The sequence below is a fragment of the Bradyrhizobium sp. 17 genome, from assembly GCF_023073515.1.
Classification (GTDB): domain Bacteria; phylum Pseudomonadota; class Alphaproteobacteria; order Rhizobiales; family Xanthobacteraceae; genus Bradyrhizobium; species Bradyrhizobium canariense_D.
In genome coordinates this window covers 26,227-43,947 of sequence record NZ_JADPJQ010000051.1, presented here as the reverse complement: position 1 = coordinate 43,947, position 17,721 = coordinate 26,227, and the positions used below count along the sequence as shown (strand labels likewise).

13 protein-coding genes and 1 pseudogene are annotated in these 17,721 nt (G+C 63.9%); 4 read left to right on the top strand and 10 right to left on the bottom strand.

The window, feature by feature from the left end:
• Positions 1-2: 2 nt before the first annotated feature.
• The 4 genes and pseudogenes from IVB13_RS09095 to IVB13_RS09080 form a co-directional block, all read right to left on the bottom strand.
• Positions 3-771: pseudogene (locus IVB13_RS09095) on the bottom strand (ATP-binding cassette domain-containing protein).
• Between the two features lie 2 nt (positions 772-773).
• A complete protein-coding gene (locus IVB13_RS09090) occupies positions 774-1,910 on the bottom strand; it encodes an MlaE family lipid ABC transporter permease subunit (RefSeq protein WP_247488498.1) in 1,137 nt (378 codons plus the stop codon).
• Between the two features lie 103 nt (positions 1,911-2,013).
• Positions 2,014-4,707 (bottom strand): bifunctional acetate--CoA ligase family protein/GNAT family N-acetyltransferase, encoded by a 2,694-nt coding sequence (locus IVB13_RS09085; protein WP_247488496.1) that lies wholly within the window; start codon positions 4,705-4,707, stop codon positions 2,014-2,016.
• 69 nt (positions 4,708-4,776) lie between these two features.
• Positions 4,777-5,607 carry a universal stress protein gene (locus IVB13_RS09080; protein WP_247488494.1) on the bottom strand — a complete coding sequence of 277 codons (831 nt, stop codon included), beginning with the start codon at positions 5,605-5,607 and terminating at the stop codon, positions 4,777-4,779.
• 193 nt (positions 5,608-5,800) lie between these two features.
• Here IVB13_RS09080 and IVB13_RS09075 point away from each other — a divergent pair, with 193 nt between their 5' ends.
• Together IVB13_RS09075 and IVB13_RS09070 are read left to right on the top strand one after the other, a co-directional pair.
• The gene (locus tag IVB13_RS09075) at positions 5,801-7,333 is read left to right on the top strand and encodes a bifunctional aminoglycoside phosphotransferase/ATP-binding protein (protein WP_247488491.1); all 1,533 of its coding nucleotides are present in this window, start codon (positions 5,801-5,803) and stop codon (positions 7,331-7,333) included.
• A gap of 12 nt (positions 7,334-7,345) precedes the next feature.
• Positions 7,346-8,317 carry a CHAD domain-containing protein gene (locus IVB13_RS09070; RefSeq protein WP_247335197.1) on the top strand — a complete coding sequence of 324 codons (972 nt, stop codon included), beginning with the start codon at positions 7,346-7,348 and terminating at the stop codon, positions 8,315-8,317.
• A 36-nt stretch (positions 8,318-8,353) separates the two neighbouring features.
• Here IVB13_RS09070 and IVB13_RS09065 read toward each other — a convergent pair whose 3' ends face one another.
• The 3 genes from IVB13_RS09065 to IVB13_RS09055 all read right to left on the bottom strand — a co-directional run bounded on the left by IVB13_RS09065 (position 8,354) and on the right by IVB13_RS09055 (position 11,189).
• Positions 8,354-8,818, bottom strand: a complete 465-nt coding sequence (locus IVB13_RS09065) for a RidA family protein (RefSeq protein WP_201263214.1) — start codon at positions 8,816-8,818, stop codon at positions 8,354-8,356.
• A gap of 13 nt (positions 8,819-8,831) precedes the next feature.
• Entirely contained in the window at positions 8,832-10,523 is a 1,692-nt protein-coding gene (locus tag IVB13_RS09060; protein WP_247488489.1) for a benzoate-CoA ligase family protein, read from the bottom strand.
• A gap of 147 nt (positions 10,524-10,670) precedes the next feature.
• On the bottom strand, positions 10,671-11,189 hold the full coding sequence (locus IVB13_RS09055; RefSeq protein ID WP_204511875.1) for a MarR family transcriptional regulator: 519 nt from the start codon (positions 11,187-11,189) through the stop codon (positions 10,671-10,673).
• 250 nt (positions 11,190-11,439) lie between these two features.
• Here IVB13_RS09055 and IVB13_RS09050 point away from each other — a divergent pair, with 250 nt between their 5' ends.
• Both IVB13_RS09050 and IVB13_RS09045 read left to right on the top strand, forming a co-directional pair.
• Entirely contained in the window at positions 11,440-12,615 is a 1,176-nt protein-coding gene (locus IVB13_RS09050; RefSeq protein WP_247297006.1) for an ABC transporter substrate-binding protein, read from the top strand.
• 29 nt (positions 12,616-12,644) lie between these two features.
• A complete protein-coding gene (locus IVB13_RS09045; RefSeq protein ID WP_007601580.1) occupies positions 12,645-13,100 on the top strand; it encodes a cupin domain-containing protein in 456 nt (151 codons plus the stop codon).
• Between the two features lie 9 nt (positions 13,101-13,109).
• Here IVB13_RS09045 and IVB13_RS09040 read toward each other — a convergent pair whose 3' ends face one another.
• From IVB13_RS09040 to IVB13_RS09030, 3 genes are all read right to left on the bottom strand, one after another.
• Entirely contained in the window at positions 13,110-14,360 is a 1,251-nt protein-coding gene (locus tag IVB13_RS09040) for a flavin-dependent oxidoreductase (protein ID WP_018454824.1), read from the bottom strand.
• Positions 14,361-14,415: 55 nt separating this feature from the next.
• On the bottom strand, positions 14,416-16,767 hold the full coding sequence (locus IVB13_RS09035; protein WP_247488487.1) for a bifunctional salicylyl-CoA 5-hydroxylase/oxidoreductase: 2,352 nt from the start codon (positions 16,765-16,767) through the stop codon (positions 14,416-14,418).
• Positions 16,768-16,861: 94 nt separating this feature from the next.
• Positions 16,862-17,698: an enoyl-CoA hydratase family protein gene (locus IVB13_RS09030; protein WP_247488485.1), complete on the bottom strand. Its 837-nt coding sequence runs from the start codon at positions 17,696-17,698 to the stop codon at positions 16,862-16,864.
• Positions 17,699-17,721 lie beyond the last annotated feature (23 nt).

Here is a 17,721-nt window from a genome sequence, read left to right as displayed (position 1 = left end):
TCTCATCTCATCTCGTGTTGCAGCATCTGCGAGCGCTTGCCGTGGAAATAGGCGCGCACCCAGGGATGCTCGGATTGCAGCAGTTCGCGCATCGGACCGATCGCCACGATCTTGCCGTCGGCGAGCGCGGCGACCCGATCGCAGACCGTTGTCAGGCTCGCCAGATCATGGGTGACCATGAACACGGTGAGGCCGACGGTTTTTTGCAGGGTCCCGATCAGCGCATCGAAATCGCCCGCCGCGATCGGATCGAGGCCCGAGGTCGGCTCGTCCAGGAACAGGATCGGCGGATCGAGCGCGAGCGCGCGCGCCAGCGCCACGCGCTTGGTCATGCCGCCGGATAGCTCCGCCGGATATTTATCGGCGTCCTGCGCCTGCAGCCCGACCATTTCGAGCTTGGCGATCGCGATCTCGTCCATCAGCTCCTGCGACAGGACGAGATTTTCACGGAGCGGAAACTGGATGTTCTGCCGGACCGTCAGCGAGGAGAACAGCGCGCCCTGCTGGAACAGGATGCCCCAGGTCGTGGGCCGCGCCTTCGGTGCGGCCGCCGATTGGCCGTCCCGTAACCTCGATGGTCCCGCCTTGGCGCGGGATGAGGCCGATGATGGTTCGCATCAGCACCGACTTGCCGCCACCGGACGCCCCCACGAGCCCGAGGATCTCACCCCGACGCACGTCGAGCGACAGATGATCGAGCACGGTCTGTCGGCCGAAGCCGACCACGAGGTCGCGGACGCGGATCGCGAACTGCTCTTGCGATTCGCCCATGATCACATTCCGATCGAGGCGAAGAAGATGGCGAACAGGCCGTCGAGCACGATCACCAGGAAGATCGACTTGACCACCGCCGTCGTGGTCTGTCGTCCCAGCGACTCGGCGCTGCCCTTCACGCGCAAGCCCTCGCTGCAGGCGACTACTCCGATCACCAGCGCCATGAACGGCGCCTTCAGGATGCCCACCTCGAAATGGGTGACCGAGATCGCCTCGTGCAGCCGCGCGATGTAGATCGCCGGCGCCATGCCGCCGTAGAACTGCGCGACCAGGCCGCCGCCATAGAGTGCGGCGATCGATCCGATGAAAGCAAGGATCGGCAGCGCAATCACCAGGGCCGCAACCCGCGGCAGGATCAGGACGTGGACGGGATCGAGGCCCATGGTCGAAAGCGCGTCGATCTCCTCGCGCATCTTCATCGAGCCGAGCTCGGCAGTGTAGGCGCTTCCCGAACGGCCGGCGACCATGATGGCGACGATCAGCACCCCGAGCTCGCGCAGCACCAGGATGCCGACCATGTCGACCGTGTAGGACTCCGCGCCGAACCTGCGGAAATGGAAGAATCCCTGCTGGGCGATGATGGCGCCGATCAGGAAGGTGATCAGCACGACGATGGGGATGGCCTGCCAGCCGATGCGGTAGAGCTGATAGATCAGCGATGTCAGCCGCAGCGAGCGCGGCCGGCGCAGCACGCCGATCACGGCCATGAACAACGCGCCCAGCATTTGGAGAAAGATCGTGACGTCTTCGCGCGCGCCGACCGCGGACTTGCCGAGATCGTTCAGTCTGAGCAGAACCGGGTTGGGTGCGGGCGCCGGCAGCGGCGTGTGGCGGTTGACCTGACGCACCTCCTCCATCAGGCCACTGAAATGGTCGGCGACACCGACAAATTCGGCCGGTCGACCGGATGATGAGGCCCTGCGCGATAGCTTTTCCAGGACCCAGGCGCCGAGCGTGTCGAGCGCACTGACGCCCGACAAGTCCAGCGTCACGGCTCTGGATCGATCGACGTCCGCCCCGACCGACCGGGACAACGTCTCCAGCATCGACACGTTCGCGGCAATCCACGGCCCTTCCGGGCACAATTTCAGCTCTTCGCCGGAGGGCCTCGCCAGCAACAGCGGTTCGGAGTTCACGATTCCACCTCATCGGGACAACCGGGGCCCGTTCAGCCGGCAGTTCTAGGCTAGCATGGGGCGGCCGGCTTGACCTGTCTCAAGGCCAGCTGTAGCGGCGCACTCAGAGCTTCAGCCTGACATCGCAGATATCCGGCTCGGTCGGATCCGGCTTCACCTCGAAGCCGAGCTGCCGGCACATTTCGAGCATCGTGGTGTTCTCCCTGAGAACATCACCGGAGATCGCTTTGAGCCCCTCCGATCTCGCGTAGTCGATGATCAGCTGCATCAGGGCCCATCCCAGCCCCTTGCCCTTGAGATCGGACCGCAGCAGGATCGCATATTCACCGCTCTCGTAGATCGAGTCCGAATGGAGTCGGACCACGCCGACCATCTCGCCGGTCGCCTCGTCGAACGCGATAAAGGCCATCGCGCGGGCGTAGTCGAGCTGGGTCAGGCGCGCGATGAACTCGTGTGTGAACTCCTTCATCGGCGCGAAGAAACGCAGACGAAGGTCGTGTGCCGTGACATGACGCAGAAATGCGTGAATGATCGGCTCGTCCTCTGGACGCAGCGGCCGCGCGAAGATCCGCCAGCCCTCCTTGAGCTTGAGGCGGCGCTCCCATTGCGACGGATAGGCTCGAACTGCGTAGTTGGCGGCGCCGGAGCCGGCAAACTTCCGTTGCGGTGGCCCGACCGCAACGCGAGCGTCGACCGCGGTCACGCCGGTTTCGTCCGCCAGCAGCGGATTGATGTCGAATTCACGGATCCCGGAAATGTCGGCGGCCATCTGCGCCAGCTTGACCAGGACCATGGCGACCGCGTCGGGCTTCACCGCCGGCACGTCCCGGTAAGCGCGAAGCAGCCGGGACACGCGCGTGCGGTCGATCAGGTCGCGGGCCAGTTGCAGATCGAGGGGCGGCAGCGCGAGCGCCTTGTCGTTGATGATCTCGACCGCGGTCCCGCCGCGGCCGAACACCACGACGGTGCCGAAGGTGGGATCGTCGGCGAGGCCCAGAATCAACTCGCGCGCCTTAGCCTTCACCACCATCGCCTGCACGATGACGCCCTCGATGCGAGCTTCGGGACGCAGCTTTCTCGCCCGAGCGATAATGTCGGTGGCAGCGGTGCGCACCGCCTCAGGCATGGTGAGATTGAGCACGACGCCGCCGACATCGGATTTGTGGACGATGTCGCGCGACATGATCTTCAGCACGACCGTGGCGCCTTGCGCAAAGATGTCTTTCGCGTAGGCCACCGCCTGCTCGACATCGGCCGCGGCGTATGTGGGCACCATCGCGATATCGTACGCTTCGAGCAGGTGCTTGATCTCGACGGGTTCGAGCCATTGGCGGCCGTCCGCGATGGCAGCAGCTACGATCTGCTTCGCAGCACGTGCGTCCGGCACGAAAATCTCGGGCATCGCCGGTGGAACCTGGCTCAGCTCCCCCACGACTTCGCGGTGCCTCACGAGGTACATGAAGCCGCGCACGGCGTCATCCTCGGTCGGATAGTTCGGGATGCCCGCGCCGGACAGTGTTTCGATGATGTTCTGGTCTGCTCCGATCCACGAGACGAGCACGGGCTTGGCCCAACTGCGGTGCTTCTCGCGATATGCCTTGACCCGTTCGGTCACCATCGTTGCGATATCGGCAGCCGAGGCGATTGCGGTCTGCACGTTGAGAACGAGGACCGCATCGTTGTCGGGATCGGCGAGCAACACCTCGAGCGCCGCCGCATAGCGCGACGCATCGGCGTCGCCCACGATGTCGACGGGATTTGCGCCGGACCAGGTCGGCGGCAGCGCGTCATCGAGTTTCTTGCGGGCGTCGGCCGAGATGGTCGCCGGAATGCCGCCGAGCTCGACCAATCGGTCAATAGCGAGAACACCGATGCCGCCGCCATTGGTCAGGATGGCGAGGCGCTTTCCCGCCGGCGACTCGACGCGGCCGAGCGTCTCGGCGCAATCGAACAGCTCGCGCAGATCAGAGACCCGCAGGACACCCGCGCGGCGGAACGCCGCGTCGTAGACGGCGTCGGCGCCCGCAAGCGCACCGGTATGGGTGGCAGCCGCCCTCGCGCCCTGCGCCATTCGCCCGGACTTCACCACGACGACGGGCTTCACGCGCGCCGCAGCGCGCGCGGCCGACATGAACTTGCGCGCGTCCTTGATAGCTTCGATGTAGAGCAGAATCGCGCGGGTCTTGTGATCCATCGCGAAATGGTCGAGCAGATCGGCAAGATCGACGTCGATTTGATCGCCGATCGAGACGATGCCGGAGAAGCCGACGCCGCGCTGCGCGGCCCAATCGACCATGCCGGCCGCGATCGCCCCCGATTGCGAGATCAGCGCGAGATTCCCGGGCCCCGGCATGTGCGCGGCAAAACTCGCGTTGAGGCTCACGCCGGGCATCATAATGCCCAAGCAGTTCGGCCCGATCAGCCGCATGCCGTATTTGCGGGCCGCAGTGATGGCGGCCTCGTGCAGGGACCCCGGTCCGTGGCCGAGCCCGGCCGAGACAATCAGGGCACCCGCCGAGCCGCGCCGCCCGGCTTGATCGACAATGCCGGGAACCGCGCGCGCCGGCGCGGTGATGATCACAAGCTCGGGCAAGAACGGCAATTGATCGAGGCTGTCCACGGCCGCGACGCCGCCGATCTCGGCATGGCGCGGATTGACGAGGCCGAACTGTCCCGTGAATCCGGCCTTACGGATGTTCTCCAGAACGGCGCGTCCAACGGAGACCGGGCGGGCGCTCGCACCGACGAGCGCAACCGAACGCGGCGACAGCAGGTTCTTCAGACGATAGATTGACATGAAAGCAAATGCGCCCGGTCGGTGGCGGTTCCGATGGTTGACGATCAAGCCCGATAACTGGCGACCCGCCTAGTACGAGAGCATAACCCAGCACGGTGGTTCGCCAATGACGGTCTTTGTCACACCGCCCCAAACGATCTCGTTCAGGCGCGAATGATGGTAGGCGCCCATCACGATCGCATCGATGGCATGGGAATTCGCCCAGCTTCCGAGCACCTTGCCAATCGAGCTGCCGTTGCCCTTCGCGGTTTCGAACGAGGCGTAGACCCCGTGTTCCCTCAAATGATTGACCAGAGCCGTGCCGGATTGCACGATCGCGTCGGACTTGTCGTCCGCCACGGTCACCACGCGGACCAGGGCTGCTGCCTGAAGGATAGGCAGCGCATCGCCGACCGCCCGCGCCGCACGCGCCGAGTGATCCCAGGCGATCATGACGTTCTCGAATTCCGGTCGCAGTTCGTCCACATGCTGCTCCGGGCAAAGCAGCACTGGCCGCCCGGATTCGAACAGGAGCGTCTCGATGATGTGCTCGGTTCGGCTGTCGTGTGGCGTCACGGGGAGCAGCGTGAGATCGCTGAAGCGCCCGTGTTCGGCCAGGACTGACGCGATCTGGTCTGCCGGCACCTTGGCCGACCGGCTTTGAGCGCGAATGCCGGTGCGGGAGGTTGCGCGGGTGAACGCATCCAGGAGGTGCTGACTGTCGCCCGCGCCAACCGACCCGTTTGCCTCGGCCGCATCGGGGAGCATCACCTTCGGCCGCACGAAGACATCCTCCTCAAGTGCAAGCGCGGTGATCCTGGCGCCGAGGTCGGCGGCAACGGCCACGCATTTCTCGATCGCAGCAAGGGCCGGGCCGCGTGGCTGGCCGACGAGCGGCAGAAAGACGTCCTTGATCGGCATCGGGATTCTCCTCAGGCGCCAGAATAGGCTGGCTTTGGTCGGGACGCTTGATCCTCGTCAAGCCCGGGAACTTCGACCGGCCGGAAGGAGACAGGCGTTGACTGAAGTCAAGGACTGGCCGCGATCTGCTTCTATGGATTACCCTGATCGCGGGGCGAACCGCCTTCCGACGCATCTGGACGTACCAGCTGGAATGACAGACGATTCTGCGACCCAGGACCGGATCTTTGCGGCGCTCACCAATTCCGTGGGTCATCCGAACGTGAGGCGGATCGATACGCACGCAGCTTCGGTCTTTCTTGAAGGCAGACGCGCTCTGAAGATCAAGCGCGCCGTGCAATTTCCATTCCTCGATTACTCCACGCTCGAGAAGCGCAAGGCGGCGTGTGAGGAGGAGATCAGGATCAACCGGCCGCTGGCGCCGCAGATCTATCACCGCGTCGTGGCGATCACGGAAGAGCCCGATGGATCGGTGAAGGTGGACGGAAGCGGCCGGCCGATCGAGTATGCGGTCGACATGTTGCGCTTCGACGAAAGCCGGACGCTGGATCATTTGGCCAAGGCCGGAGCGCTGGATGACACTTTTGCCTCGGCTGTCGCCGACGCGATCGCGGCTTCGCATGCGCAGGCTGTTCGCGCCGACGGCTACGCATGGGTTTCCTCCATCCCCGGCCTGATCGATGGCAACAGCAATGGCCTGCGGACCGGCAATCATTTCGAAGCCGAAGAGATCGCAGAACTCGGCAGAGACTCGCAAGCAATGTTCCTCCGCCTCCGGCCTTTGGTCGAAGAGCGCGGCCGTCAAGGCTTCGTGCGCCGGTGCCATGGCGACCTGCATCTTGCGAACATCGTGTCGATCGACGAGCGGCCGGTGCTGTTCGACGCGATCGAGTTCGACGCCCGGATGGCAACCACCGACGTGGTCTACGATCTCGCATTCGGATTGATGGACCTATTGCACCACGATCAGCCACGCGCGGCCAATATCGTGCTGAACCGCTATCTCGCCGCGACTCCGGTCGAAAATCTCGACGCGCTCTCCGCACTGCCGCTGTTCATGTCCGTCCGGGCGGCGATCCGCGCCCAAGTCGCGCTGGCACGGCTGAAGCCGCCGCATTCCGGTGATCCCAGTATTCTCGACGGTGCACGGCGCTATTTTGGCCTCGCCCGCGCGCTGATCCAGCCGCCCGCTCCCCGACTGATTGCAATCGGCGGATTGTCAGGCACCGGAAAGACGATTTTGGCACGCGCGCTCGCGCCGGACGTTGCGCCGCAGCCGGGCGCCGTCGTGCTGCGCAGCGACCTCGTCCGCAAGCAGATGTTAGGGGTCGAGGAAACGGACCGGCTGCCGGCATCCGCATACACACCCGAGGTCACGTCCCGCGTCTACGACACGTTGGCTCAGCACGCCGGGCGGGTGCTGGCGCAAGGCCATTCAGCGATCATCGACGGCGTGTTCGCCCGTGAGGACGAACGAGACGCGGTTGCCGCACTGGCGCGCGAGCGCAACGTGCCGCTGAGCGGCCTATTTCTGGTTGCAGACCTCCCGACCCGGCAGGCGCGGATCGGGGGCCGCCGGGGCGACGCATCCGACGCCACGCAAGAGGTTGCCGCGTTGCAAGAGCACTATAATATCGGCCATGTCGGTTGGGCGACCATCGATGCATCCGGGACGCAAGAGCAGACGCTCCAGAACTGCCGGGACGCGATCGCCGAGAGCAAGTAAGGCAATCTGCAAATGGCGCGACCCAGCACGAGTTCGACGGCCGCGCGCGTCAAGCCTGCGGCGAGGCGCAATGCCCTGCCTGGCCGCCTCAGCCCCGGCATGGTCTGCGACACGGCGTTCCGGATCATCGCCCGCCGTCACCTCGCCGCCGTTCGCGCCCAGCATGACGGCACCTGCCGCGGCGATCCCGAGGCACTGCACCAGATCCGGATTGCACTGACGCATCTGCGCACCGCCATCCGCTTCTTCTCGCCGATGGTCGATGACGCCCTTCGCCCGGAGGTCTGGACCGAACTGAAATGGCTGAATAGCCAGCTCGGCGTGGTACGGGACCTCGACGTGGCGATCGAACGGGTCATCGCCGAAAGTGGCGGCGAGTTGACCGTGATTGCCGAGCTCCAGCACTGGGATGAGAAGCGCGCCGAGAGCCATCGCCAGTTGGCGCGCGCGCTGCAATCCGCGCGGTATCGCCATCTCGTCGAGCAGACGTCAGCCTGGATCGAGAGCGGCCCCTGGTCGACCCGGCGCAGCAAGGAAGCTATCAGGCTACGCCGCTGCACGCTCGCCGACCACGCAACAGCGAAACTCACGGAATGGGAAAAGACGCTGCTCAAGAAAGCGCGAAAATTGCGCGAGCTCGACGTCGAGAAACGGCACAAGCTGCGGCTTCTCAACAAGCGGCTGACCTATTCGATCGAGTCGCTCGAGGACCTGTTCGCAGACGAGTCGCTGACAAAGCAGCAGTCGATCCTCAAGCAATTGCGCAAGGCGCAAAAGTCCCTCGGACGATTGAATGACGATGCGCGAGGGCAAACCTTGGCGGCGTCATTGAACGAGGCCGTTCCCGAGGCGGGCATTCGCTTCCTCAACCGCAAGCGCGAAAAGAAACTGTTGCGGACCGCCTCGCGCGCCTACCGGAAACTCGACAAGGCCAAGCCGTTCCGCTCCGCCGACCTTGCGCCGAATGCGGAGCCTGAGGATTAGACGCTCTCGCCAAGACGAGTTGGGCCAGCCGTCGGCTCAGCGCGGAATGACGGCGGTGGCTTCGATTTCGACGCGCGCCGCCTTCTCGACGAGCCGGACGACCTGAACCAGCGCCATCGCCGGGTAGTGCGCGCCGAAGATCGCGCGGTAGGCCTTGCCGAGCTCTTTCAGGTTCGTCAGGTACTCGTCCATGTCGACGACGTACCAGGTCAGGCGCACCAGATGCTCGGGCTGCGCGCCGGCCTCCGCAAGGATCGCGGCGATGTTGCCTAGGGTTTGGCGCACCTGCGCGACAAAACCCTCCGCGAGACGCTCCTCGTCATCCCAGCCGATGACGCCGCCAGTGACGACGATGCGTCCCTCGGCGGCCATGCCGTTGGCATAGCCTTTCGGTACCGGCCAACCGGACGGCTGGAGCACCTGCGCCCTGGAGCGGGTTTCATCCTCGGCTGTTGTCGGCAGCACCGCGAGGTGCGGGCCTTTCGGCGTGGTCACTGACAATTCTCTATCCTTCTCATTCCGCCGCGACGCCGGAGGACGGCACCGCGGTCTGCGCCAGTTGCCGCAGGGCAAAGCGCTTTAGTTTGCCGGTCTCGGTCTTCGGTAGTTGCGTCACGAACTCGATCGCGCGCGGATATTTGTAGGGCGCGATCTCGCGTTTGACATGCTCCTGCAACGCAGCCACGAGCTCGGCATCCGGCGTTACGCCTGGCGCGGCAACGACATAGGCCTTCACGATCATGCCGCGCGCCTCGTCCGGTGCGCCGACGACCCCGCATTCGACGACGGAGGGATGCGTGAGCAGCGCCGCCTCGACGTCCGTGCCTGCGATGTTGTAGCCGGCCGACACGATCATGTCGTCCGAGCGCGACTGATACCAGAAATAGCCGTTGCTATCCATCAGATAGGTGTCGCCCGTGATGTTCCAGCCGTTTTGGACGTATTTGCGCTGCCGCTCGTCGGCGAGATAGCGGCAGCCGGTCGGCCCGCGGACCGCGAGCCGTCCCATCGTCCCCGGCGGCAAATCATTGCCGGAATCGTCGACGATCTTCGCTTCATAGCCCGGCACCGGCTTGCCCGTCGCACCGGGGCGGATCTCGTCCTCGGTCGCGCTGATGAAGATGTGCAGCAGCTCGGTCGAGCCGATGCCGTCCATCAGCTTGATGCCGGTCGCCTTTAGCCAGGCATCGAATGTCGGCTTGGGCAGCGTCTCGCCGGCGGACACGCATTTGCGAAGCGAGGAAATATCGCGGCCCGGAAGCTTGCCAATCATCGCCCGGTACGCGGTCGGCGCCGTGAAACAGACCGTGGTCTTGTACTGCTCGATCGCATTCAGAACGTCGTCGGGCGCCGTCTTCTCCAGAACGACAAAGGAGGCGCCGATGTGCATCGGAAACAGCACGCCGCCGAAGCCAAACGTGAAGGCGAGCGGTGCCGAGCCGACGAAGCGATCCGTCTGCTCCGCCCGCAAGATGTTGCGCGCATAACCATCGCAGACCGCCAGCATGTCACGGTGGAAATGCATGGTGCCCTTGGGATCGCCGGTCGTGCCCGACGTGAAAGCGATCAGGCAGACGTCGTCGGATGCAGTATCGACAGCTTTGAACTCCGGACTTGCATCCCCCATCAGCGTCTCGAGCGAGTCGCCGCTGCCGGTGCCCCAATAGACCACGCGCTTGAGGCTGGGGGCTGCGGCTTTCGCTTTCTCCATTTCCTCGGCGAGCTTGCCGTCGCAGAGCGCGAGTGTGATCTCCGCCTTCTGGATCGGATAGGACAGCTCCTTGGCGCGCAACAGCGGCATCGTCGCCACGACAATGCCTCCAGCCTTGATCACCGCCAGATAGGTCGCGACCATCATCGGATTGTTGGCCGAGCGAAGCAGCACGCGCCCGCCGGTGACGAGACCAAGCTTGCCGACCAGCACATTGGCGATGCGGTTCACGAGGGTTTGCAGCTCACGATAGGTGTAGCTGACGGCGGGGCTGATCACGCAGGCAGCGTCGCCGTGTCCCTGCTCGACCCAGCGGTCTAGGAAATAGCTGACGCAGTTCAGGCGGGGCGGATATTGCAGTTCCGGTCGTGTGAAGATGAATTCCGGCCAGAGCTCGCGTGGCGGAAGATGCTGCCGCGCGAACGCATCGACATGGGCTGTCGCGGCATTGTCGTCATGCGAGCCCGAGATTTGAACCTTGGCGGCGTTGGCCATCGCACGCTCCTTTCAGCATGGAAAGCACCCGGCAGCACTCACTCTGAAACATTTTAGGCTTAAAGCAATTTCGCGCAATAGCGGATTTTGGGCATCCCGTGCTTTTTCCGGCGGCAAACGGGATTGGTGGGTGCCTCAGCCGCGGACCTACGCCCGGCGGCGAGCGGCCGATTTCTGCGCCGATGCCTTGGTCTTGGCGAGCAGCCGCATCAATTCGCGCACATCCTTCGGCGTCAGATCGGCGAAGAGATCGGCGATCCAAGTTTCGTGTTCCGCGGCCATTCTGCGAAACTCGGCGCGGCCGAGTTTAGTCAGCCGGATCACCTGGACGCGGCGGTCTGTCTCCGACGTGCGGCGGTCGAGATGACCGGATTCCACGAGGCGCTCGACCAGACCGGTGACGTTGCCGTTCGAGACCATCATGCGCTTGGAGACGTCGGACAGCGTCATGCCGTCGGGTGCCTTGTCGAGCTGCGCCATCAGGTCGAAACGGGGCAATGTGACGTCGAAGCGCTGCCGCAACCGGCCACGAACCTCGCCCTCGATCAGGGTCGTGCAGGTCAAGAGGCGCAGCCACAGCCGAAGCTCTTCGGCGTGATCCTCCGGAGTTTCGACGGCCTTGGTCTCGGAATCGAGCATGTTGATGCAGTCACTCACGGCCGGCATTGGCGCCCGGCACGGATCCCCCACGTTTTGAGCTTCAAATAAATCGACGCCGGCTGCAAGCGTAAAGCCGCAACAATCAACCGCATGCCGATTTCTTTAGGCTTCAAATAATTGGCGCGCCACTTGCATGCGGCGCTGCCCGCCGGATGACGACGCTTTGAGCTCGCTTGCCGCGGCAGCAATCATCGGCATAAACTTGGATTGAAGTAGCGGCTTGCAGCGCAAGTCCTGTTATCACGGGGGACAGATCATGAAGACGCAAATGACGTTGGCCGCAGCCGCCTTGCTGCTTGGCACCGCGGTGAGTCCTTCCCTCGCTCAGGAGAAAATCAAGCTGGGGGTGATCGTGACCCTGTCGGGACCCGCCGCTGCACTCGGCCAACAGGTTCGCGACGGCTTTGCGCTCGGGGTCAAGGATCTCGGCGGCAAGATGGGCGGCCGCGAAGTCGAGGTCGTCGTGGTCGACGACGAATTGAAGCCGGACGCAGCGGTCACCAAGGTCAAGGGGCTTCTGGAGCGCGACAAGGTCGACTTCGTGGTCGGCCCGATCTTCTCCAACATCCTTCAGGCGATCCACCGGCCGGTGACGGAATCGAAAACCTTCCTGATCAGCCCCAATGCCGGCCCATCCACTTTTGCCGGCAAGGATTGCAACCCGTTCTTCTACGTGACCTCGTACCAGAACGATCAGGTGCACGAAATTCTCGGCAAGGTCGCGCAGGATCGCGGCTACAAGCGCATGTATCTGATGGTGCCGAATTATCAGGCCGGCAAGGACTCGGTCGCCGGCTTCAAGCTCGACTACAAGGGTGAGATCGTCGAGGAATCCTACATGCCGCTCAACACGCTGGACTTCCAGCCGGAGCTTTCCAAGATTTCATCGCAGAAACCGGATGCGCTCTTCACGTTCATGCCCGGCGGCCTCGGGGTCAATCTCGTCAAGCAATACAAGCAGGCCGGCCTCGCCGACAGCATTCCGGTGCTCTCCGCTTTCACCGTGGATGAATCGACCTTGCCGGCGCAACAGGACGCGGCGGTCGGCATGTTCGGCGGCGCGAACTGGGCGCCCAATCTCGACAATCCCCAGAACAAGAAGTTCGTCGCCGCCTACGAGACCGCCTTTAACGGCGTGCCCGGCACCTACGCCTTCCAGGCCTATGATGCCGCGATGCTGATCGACAGCGCCGTCAAAGCCGTGAAGGGCGATCTCTCCAACAAGGATGCGGTCGCGGCCGCTCTGAAAAAGGCCGACTTCACCTCGCTGCGCGGCGCCTTCAAGTTCAACACCAATGGTTATCCGATCCAGGATTTCTATCTGACCAAGGTCGCCAAGCGCGCGGACGGCAAGTTCCAGACCGAGATCGTTCAGAAAGTCTTTGAGAATTACGGCGACCGCTACGCCAAGGACTGCAAGGCGGCGAACTAAGCCGCACGTCGCGTTGAGGGAGGATCACAATGAAGAGCGAAATCACCGGCATTACACGGGCCAATGAGGGAATCCAGGGCATCTCCTGGAACATTCTTGGCCAGACCTATGTGCCGAAGAGCAACACGGAGCACAGCTTCTCCTGGCATGCGACGCTGCCACCGGGCACGTTCGTGCCGCCGCACATCCATCCCGACCAGGATGAATATCTCTACATGCTGGAGGGCAAGCTCGATTTCATGCTCGGCAATTCCGAGTCGCAGGCGACCGCGGGCGACCTGATCCGGCTCGGCATGGGTGTGCCGCACGGCATCTTCAACAAATCGGAGCAGACCGCGAAGGTGCTGTTCTGGGTGTCACCGACCCGCAAGCTGTTCGACCTGTTCTGGGGCCTCCACAACATGAAGGAACAGAAGCCCGAGGACGTGGTGGCGATGGCCGCCGAGTTCAACATCCACTTCCTGCCGCCACCTCCCGGCGGCTAGCAGGGCATCTTAAGCCCGCACCGCCGCAAGTCCCGGCACTGCGGCGAAGCCGGCCTTGGTGGCATAGCCGCGCACGATCGCCTCGCGCTGGGAATAGCTCAGCACGTTGTCGACATTGTCGAAACCATCAGGCGCGAGCTGCTCGACGGCGTCGATGACGCCCTCGGGACCGCCACGCCTGTTGGAGCGGACGATATCCGCGGTCATCGGCAGGCGCTTCTTCTCGTATTCAAGCAATGCCTGGCGCGGATGCTCGGCGCGCACCAGTGCGTCGGCGAGGCAGCGCGCATCGAGGATCGCCTGCGAGGCGCCATTTGAGCCGACCGGATACATCGGATGCGCGGCATCGCCGAGCAGCGTGACTCTGCCCGACGACCAATAGGGCAACGGATCGCGGTCGCAGGTCGGATATTCGTAGAACTCGGGCGTGGCCGAGATCAGGCTCTTCACGTCGACGTAGGGCACCGAGAAGCGCGCCACATGCGGCATCAGCTCCTCGCGCCGGCCCGGCCGCGACCAGTCTTCCTTCCGCGGCGGCGGGGCATTGCCCTCGCCGACCTTCACCAGCACCGCCCAGTTGGTGAGACGGCTCGCCGGGCTCGATCCCTCCGCGATTGGATAGATCACCACCTTGGCGTTGAGGCCACCGGCCACGATCATCGATTTGCCGGTGAGGAACAGTGGCCAATCCCGCGCACCGCGCCACAGCATCAGGCCGTTCCAGCATGGCGGCCCCTCGCCCGGGAAGAGCGTGTCACGGACCCGCGAATGGATGCCGTCGGCACCAATTAGAATGTCGCCGCGCGCGGTATGGATGTGCGCGCCTGAGCGGTCGAAGAAGTAAGCGGTGACGCCGCTCTCGTCCTGCGTGAAGGCACCGAGGCGGCAGCCAGTGTGGATGGCCTCCGGCCCGAGCCGCTCCTCGACAGCCCGATGGATGACGCCCTGAAGTCGACCGCGGTGGATCGAGAATTGCGGCACGTCATGGCCGGCGTCGATGCCGCGAGCCTCGCGCCAGACTTCCTGGCCGTGACGGTTGAGGTAATAGAGCTGGTCGGTGCGGATCGCGACATCGTCAAGCTGCTGGAGCAAACCGAGGCCTGCCAGCTCGCGCATGGCATGCGGCAGCGTGTTGATGCCGACGCCAAGCTCGCGGATGGTGTCGGACTGCTCGAAAATCTCGCAAGCGAGGCCCCGCGAGCGCAGCATCAATGCGGTGGTGAGACCACCGATACCGCCACCGACGATAATCGCCTTCATCGCCCTCACTCCACTCGGTACACACCAGGCAACGCGGCCAAATTCGCACGGGCGGTCACTCCGCCGCAAGCGGCTTTGTCGCCTCCGCCTTGAGCTCGGCCCGGGTCTTAGGCTTAGCCTTAATTCTCAGCTCCTCGAGATCCTGCCGGTCGCGCACGCTGTTACGGAAAATCTGATCTTTTCCGGGAAGATATTGCGGCGGGCAGAACGCGTCGTCCGCCCCGTACCAAGCCGCCGCCCGCATGGTGAAGAAGGGATCGACTAGATGCGGCCGCCCGAGCGCAACGAGATCCGCCCGGCCCGCAGCCAGGATGGTGTTGGCCTGGTCCGCCGTCGTGATATTGCCGACGCACATCGTGGCCACGCGCGCCTCATTGCGGACCTGGTCGGAGAACGGGGTCTGGAACATGCGCCCATAGATCGGCTGCGCATCGCGCACGGTCTGCCCGGTCGAGACGTCGACGAGATCGACGCCGGCCTCGGCAAAGGCGCGCGCGATCGCCACCGCATCGTCGCCGCCGATGCCACCCTCGGCCCAGTCGGTCGCGGAAATGCGCACCGACATTGGCTTGTGCGACGGCCACACGGCCCGCAGCGCCTCGAAGACTTCGAGTGGAAAGCGCAGGCGATTGGCCAGCGAGCCGCCATACTCATCCGTGCGGGTGTTCGTCAGCGGCGAGATGAAGCTCGCAAGCAGATAGCCGTGGGCGCAGTGCAGTTCGAGCATGTCGAAGCCACAGCGTTCGCCGCGCCCGGCCGACGCTACGAAAGCATCTCTCACTACGTTCATGCCGGCCCGGTCGAGCTCGCGCGGAACCTGACTGTCGGGGAAATAGGGCAGCGGCGACGCCGAAAACACCTCCCAGCCGCCTTCGTCCAGCGGACGGTCCATGCCGTCCCACATCAGCTTGGTCGCACCCTTGCGCCCGGCGTGCCCCAGTTGCAGGCAGATTTTTGCGGCTGAATTGGCATGGACGAAATCCACGATGCGCTGCCAGGACGCCTCCTGCGCGTCATTCCACAATCCTGTGCAGCCGGGCGTGATGCGGGCGTCGCGGGTAACGCAGGTCATCTCCGTGAAGATCAGGCCGGCGCCGCCGATCGCGCGCGATCCATAATGCACCAGGTGGAAATCCGTCGGCACGCCCTCTTTCGCCGAATACATGCACATCGGCGACACCACGGCGCGATTGGCGATCTCCATCTCGCGCAGCCGGAAAGGCTGGAACAGCGGCACCATCGGCTTCTCGGTGTCGACTTCGAAACCGCTGTTGCGAACCTGCCTGGCAAACGACTTATCGACTTCAGCCACGAAGTCGGGAGCGCGGAGTTTCAGATTGTCATAAGTGATCGCCTTCGAGCGCGTCATCACGCCGAAGGCGAACTGCACCGGATCGAAATCCCAGAAGCGGTCGACATGCTCGAACCAGACCAGCGAGACGTCGGCGGCGTGCTGCGTCTTCTCGACCTCTTCGCGGCGGCCGTGCTCATAGACGTCCAGCGCCGCCTTGATGCTGGGCGCCTTGTCCATTGCGTCAGCCAGCGCGATCGCGTCTTCCATTGCGAGCTTGGTGCCTGAGCCAATCGAGAAATGCGCGCTCGCCTTGGCGTCGCCGAGCAGAACCATGTTGTCCTTGACCCAGCGCTTGCTGCGGATCATCGGGAAGTTGCGCCACGTCGAGCGGTTGGTGAGCAGTTGGTGCCCATCGAGGAACCAGCCGAAGATCTCCGCCATTCGCGCAGCCGACTGGGTCTCGTTCAACCCTGTCAGCCCGGCGCGTTCGAACGTCTCCGGATCGGTCTCGAAAATCCAGGTGGAGTGCCCGGCTTCATATTGATAGGCATGGGCGATGAACGGCCCGCACTCCGTCTCCTGGAAGATGAAGGTGAAGGCATCCAGCGGCCTGGTCGAGCCCATCCAGGCGAACTTGTTGGCACGGAGATCGACTTCCGGCTCGAAATGATCGACATATTTGTCGCGAAAGCGGCTGTTGATGCCGTCCGCGAGCAGGATGAGATCGGCGTCGGCGAAGCGGGATTCGTCCTCGACGTCCGCTTCGAAATTCAGGACGACGCCCAGTTCGCGCGCGCGCGCCTGGAGGATCAGGAGCAGCTTCTGCCGCGAGCAGCCGCAAAAGCCGTTGCCGCCGACCCGATGGACAGTTCCGCGGAAGTGCACGGCGATGTCATCCCAGTAGGCGAATTCCTGGGTGATGCGGCGATAGCTGGGAAGATCGTGCTTCTCGAAATTATCAAGCGTGGCGTCCGAGAACACCACGCCGAAGCCGAAGGTGTCGTCGGCGCGATTGCGCTCGTATACCGCGATCTCGGCGCTCGGCCGCTGCTTCTTCAGCAGGATCGCAGCGTAGAGACCCGCAGGTCCGCCACCGATGATCGCGACTTTCATGGGAGCCTCGCCAATTCAACCCGGCGAAACTATTTTAAGCCTAAAATAATTGCGCGCAAGTCCCCATTGCGGCAGGCTGCCGGCAAAGCCCGGCTTAATCGCCCCTGAAGACCGGCTTGACCTTGTTGGCGAAAGCCTCGAAGGCCCGTTCGAAATCGGCCGTCGTCATGCACAGCGCCTGAGCAATAGCTTCCGCCTCGATCGCCTCCTCCACCGACATCGCCCATTCCATGGCCAGCATCCGCTTGGTCATGGTGTTGGCAAAGGTCGGGCCCTCCGCAATCTGCTTGGCCAGTAGCTGCGCCTGGGGCAGCACCTGCTCCGGGATGACGAGGCGGCTGAAGAAGCCCCAGCGCTCGCCCTCCTCCGCGGTCATGAACCGGCCGGTGTAGAGCAACTCGGAGGCGCGGGACTGTCCGATGATCCGCGGCAGGATCGCGCAGGCGCCCATGTCACAACCGGCAAGGCCGACCTTGTTGAAGAGGAATGCGACCTTGGCCCCGCTCGCCGCAAGCCGCATGTCCGACGCCATGGCGATGATCGCGCCCGCGCCGGCACAGATGCCTTCAACCGCGGCAACGATCGGCTGCGGGCAGGCCCGCATCGCCTTGACGAGGTCGCCGGTCATCCGCGTAAACGCCGTCAGCCCCTTGGTGTCCATCTTCACGAGCGGACCGATGATCTCGAACACATCGCCGCCGGACGAGAAATTGGCGCCAGCGCCGGTCATGACGATGGACTTGACCGCATCGTCGAACGCGCAGGCGCGAAAGAAATCGGTCAGTTCGCGATAGCTCTCGAAGGTCAACGGATTCTTTCGTTCCGGACGATTGAGCGTCACGGTTGCAACACCATCGACGACGGCCAGCAGGAAGTGCTGCGGCGAATAGTCCGCAAGCGGTAAGGTCACGGGATTGGCTGGTCTGCTCATACGATCTCCTTGGCTTCCTTGCT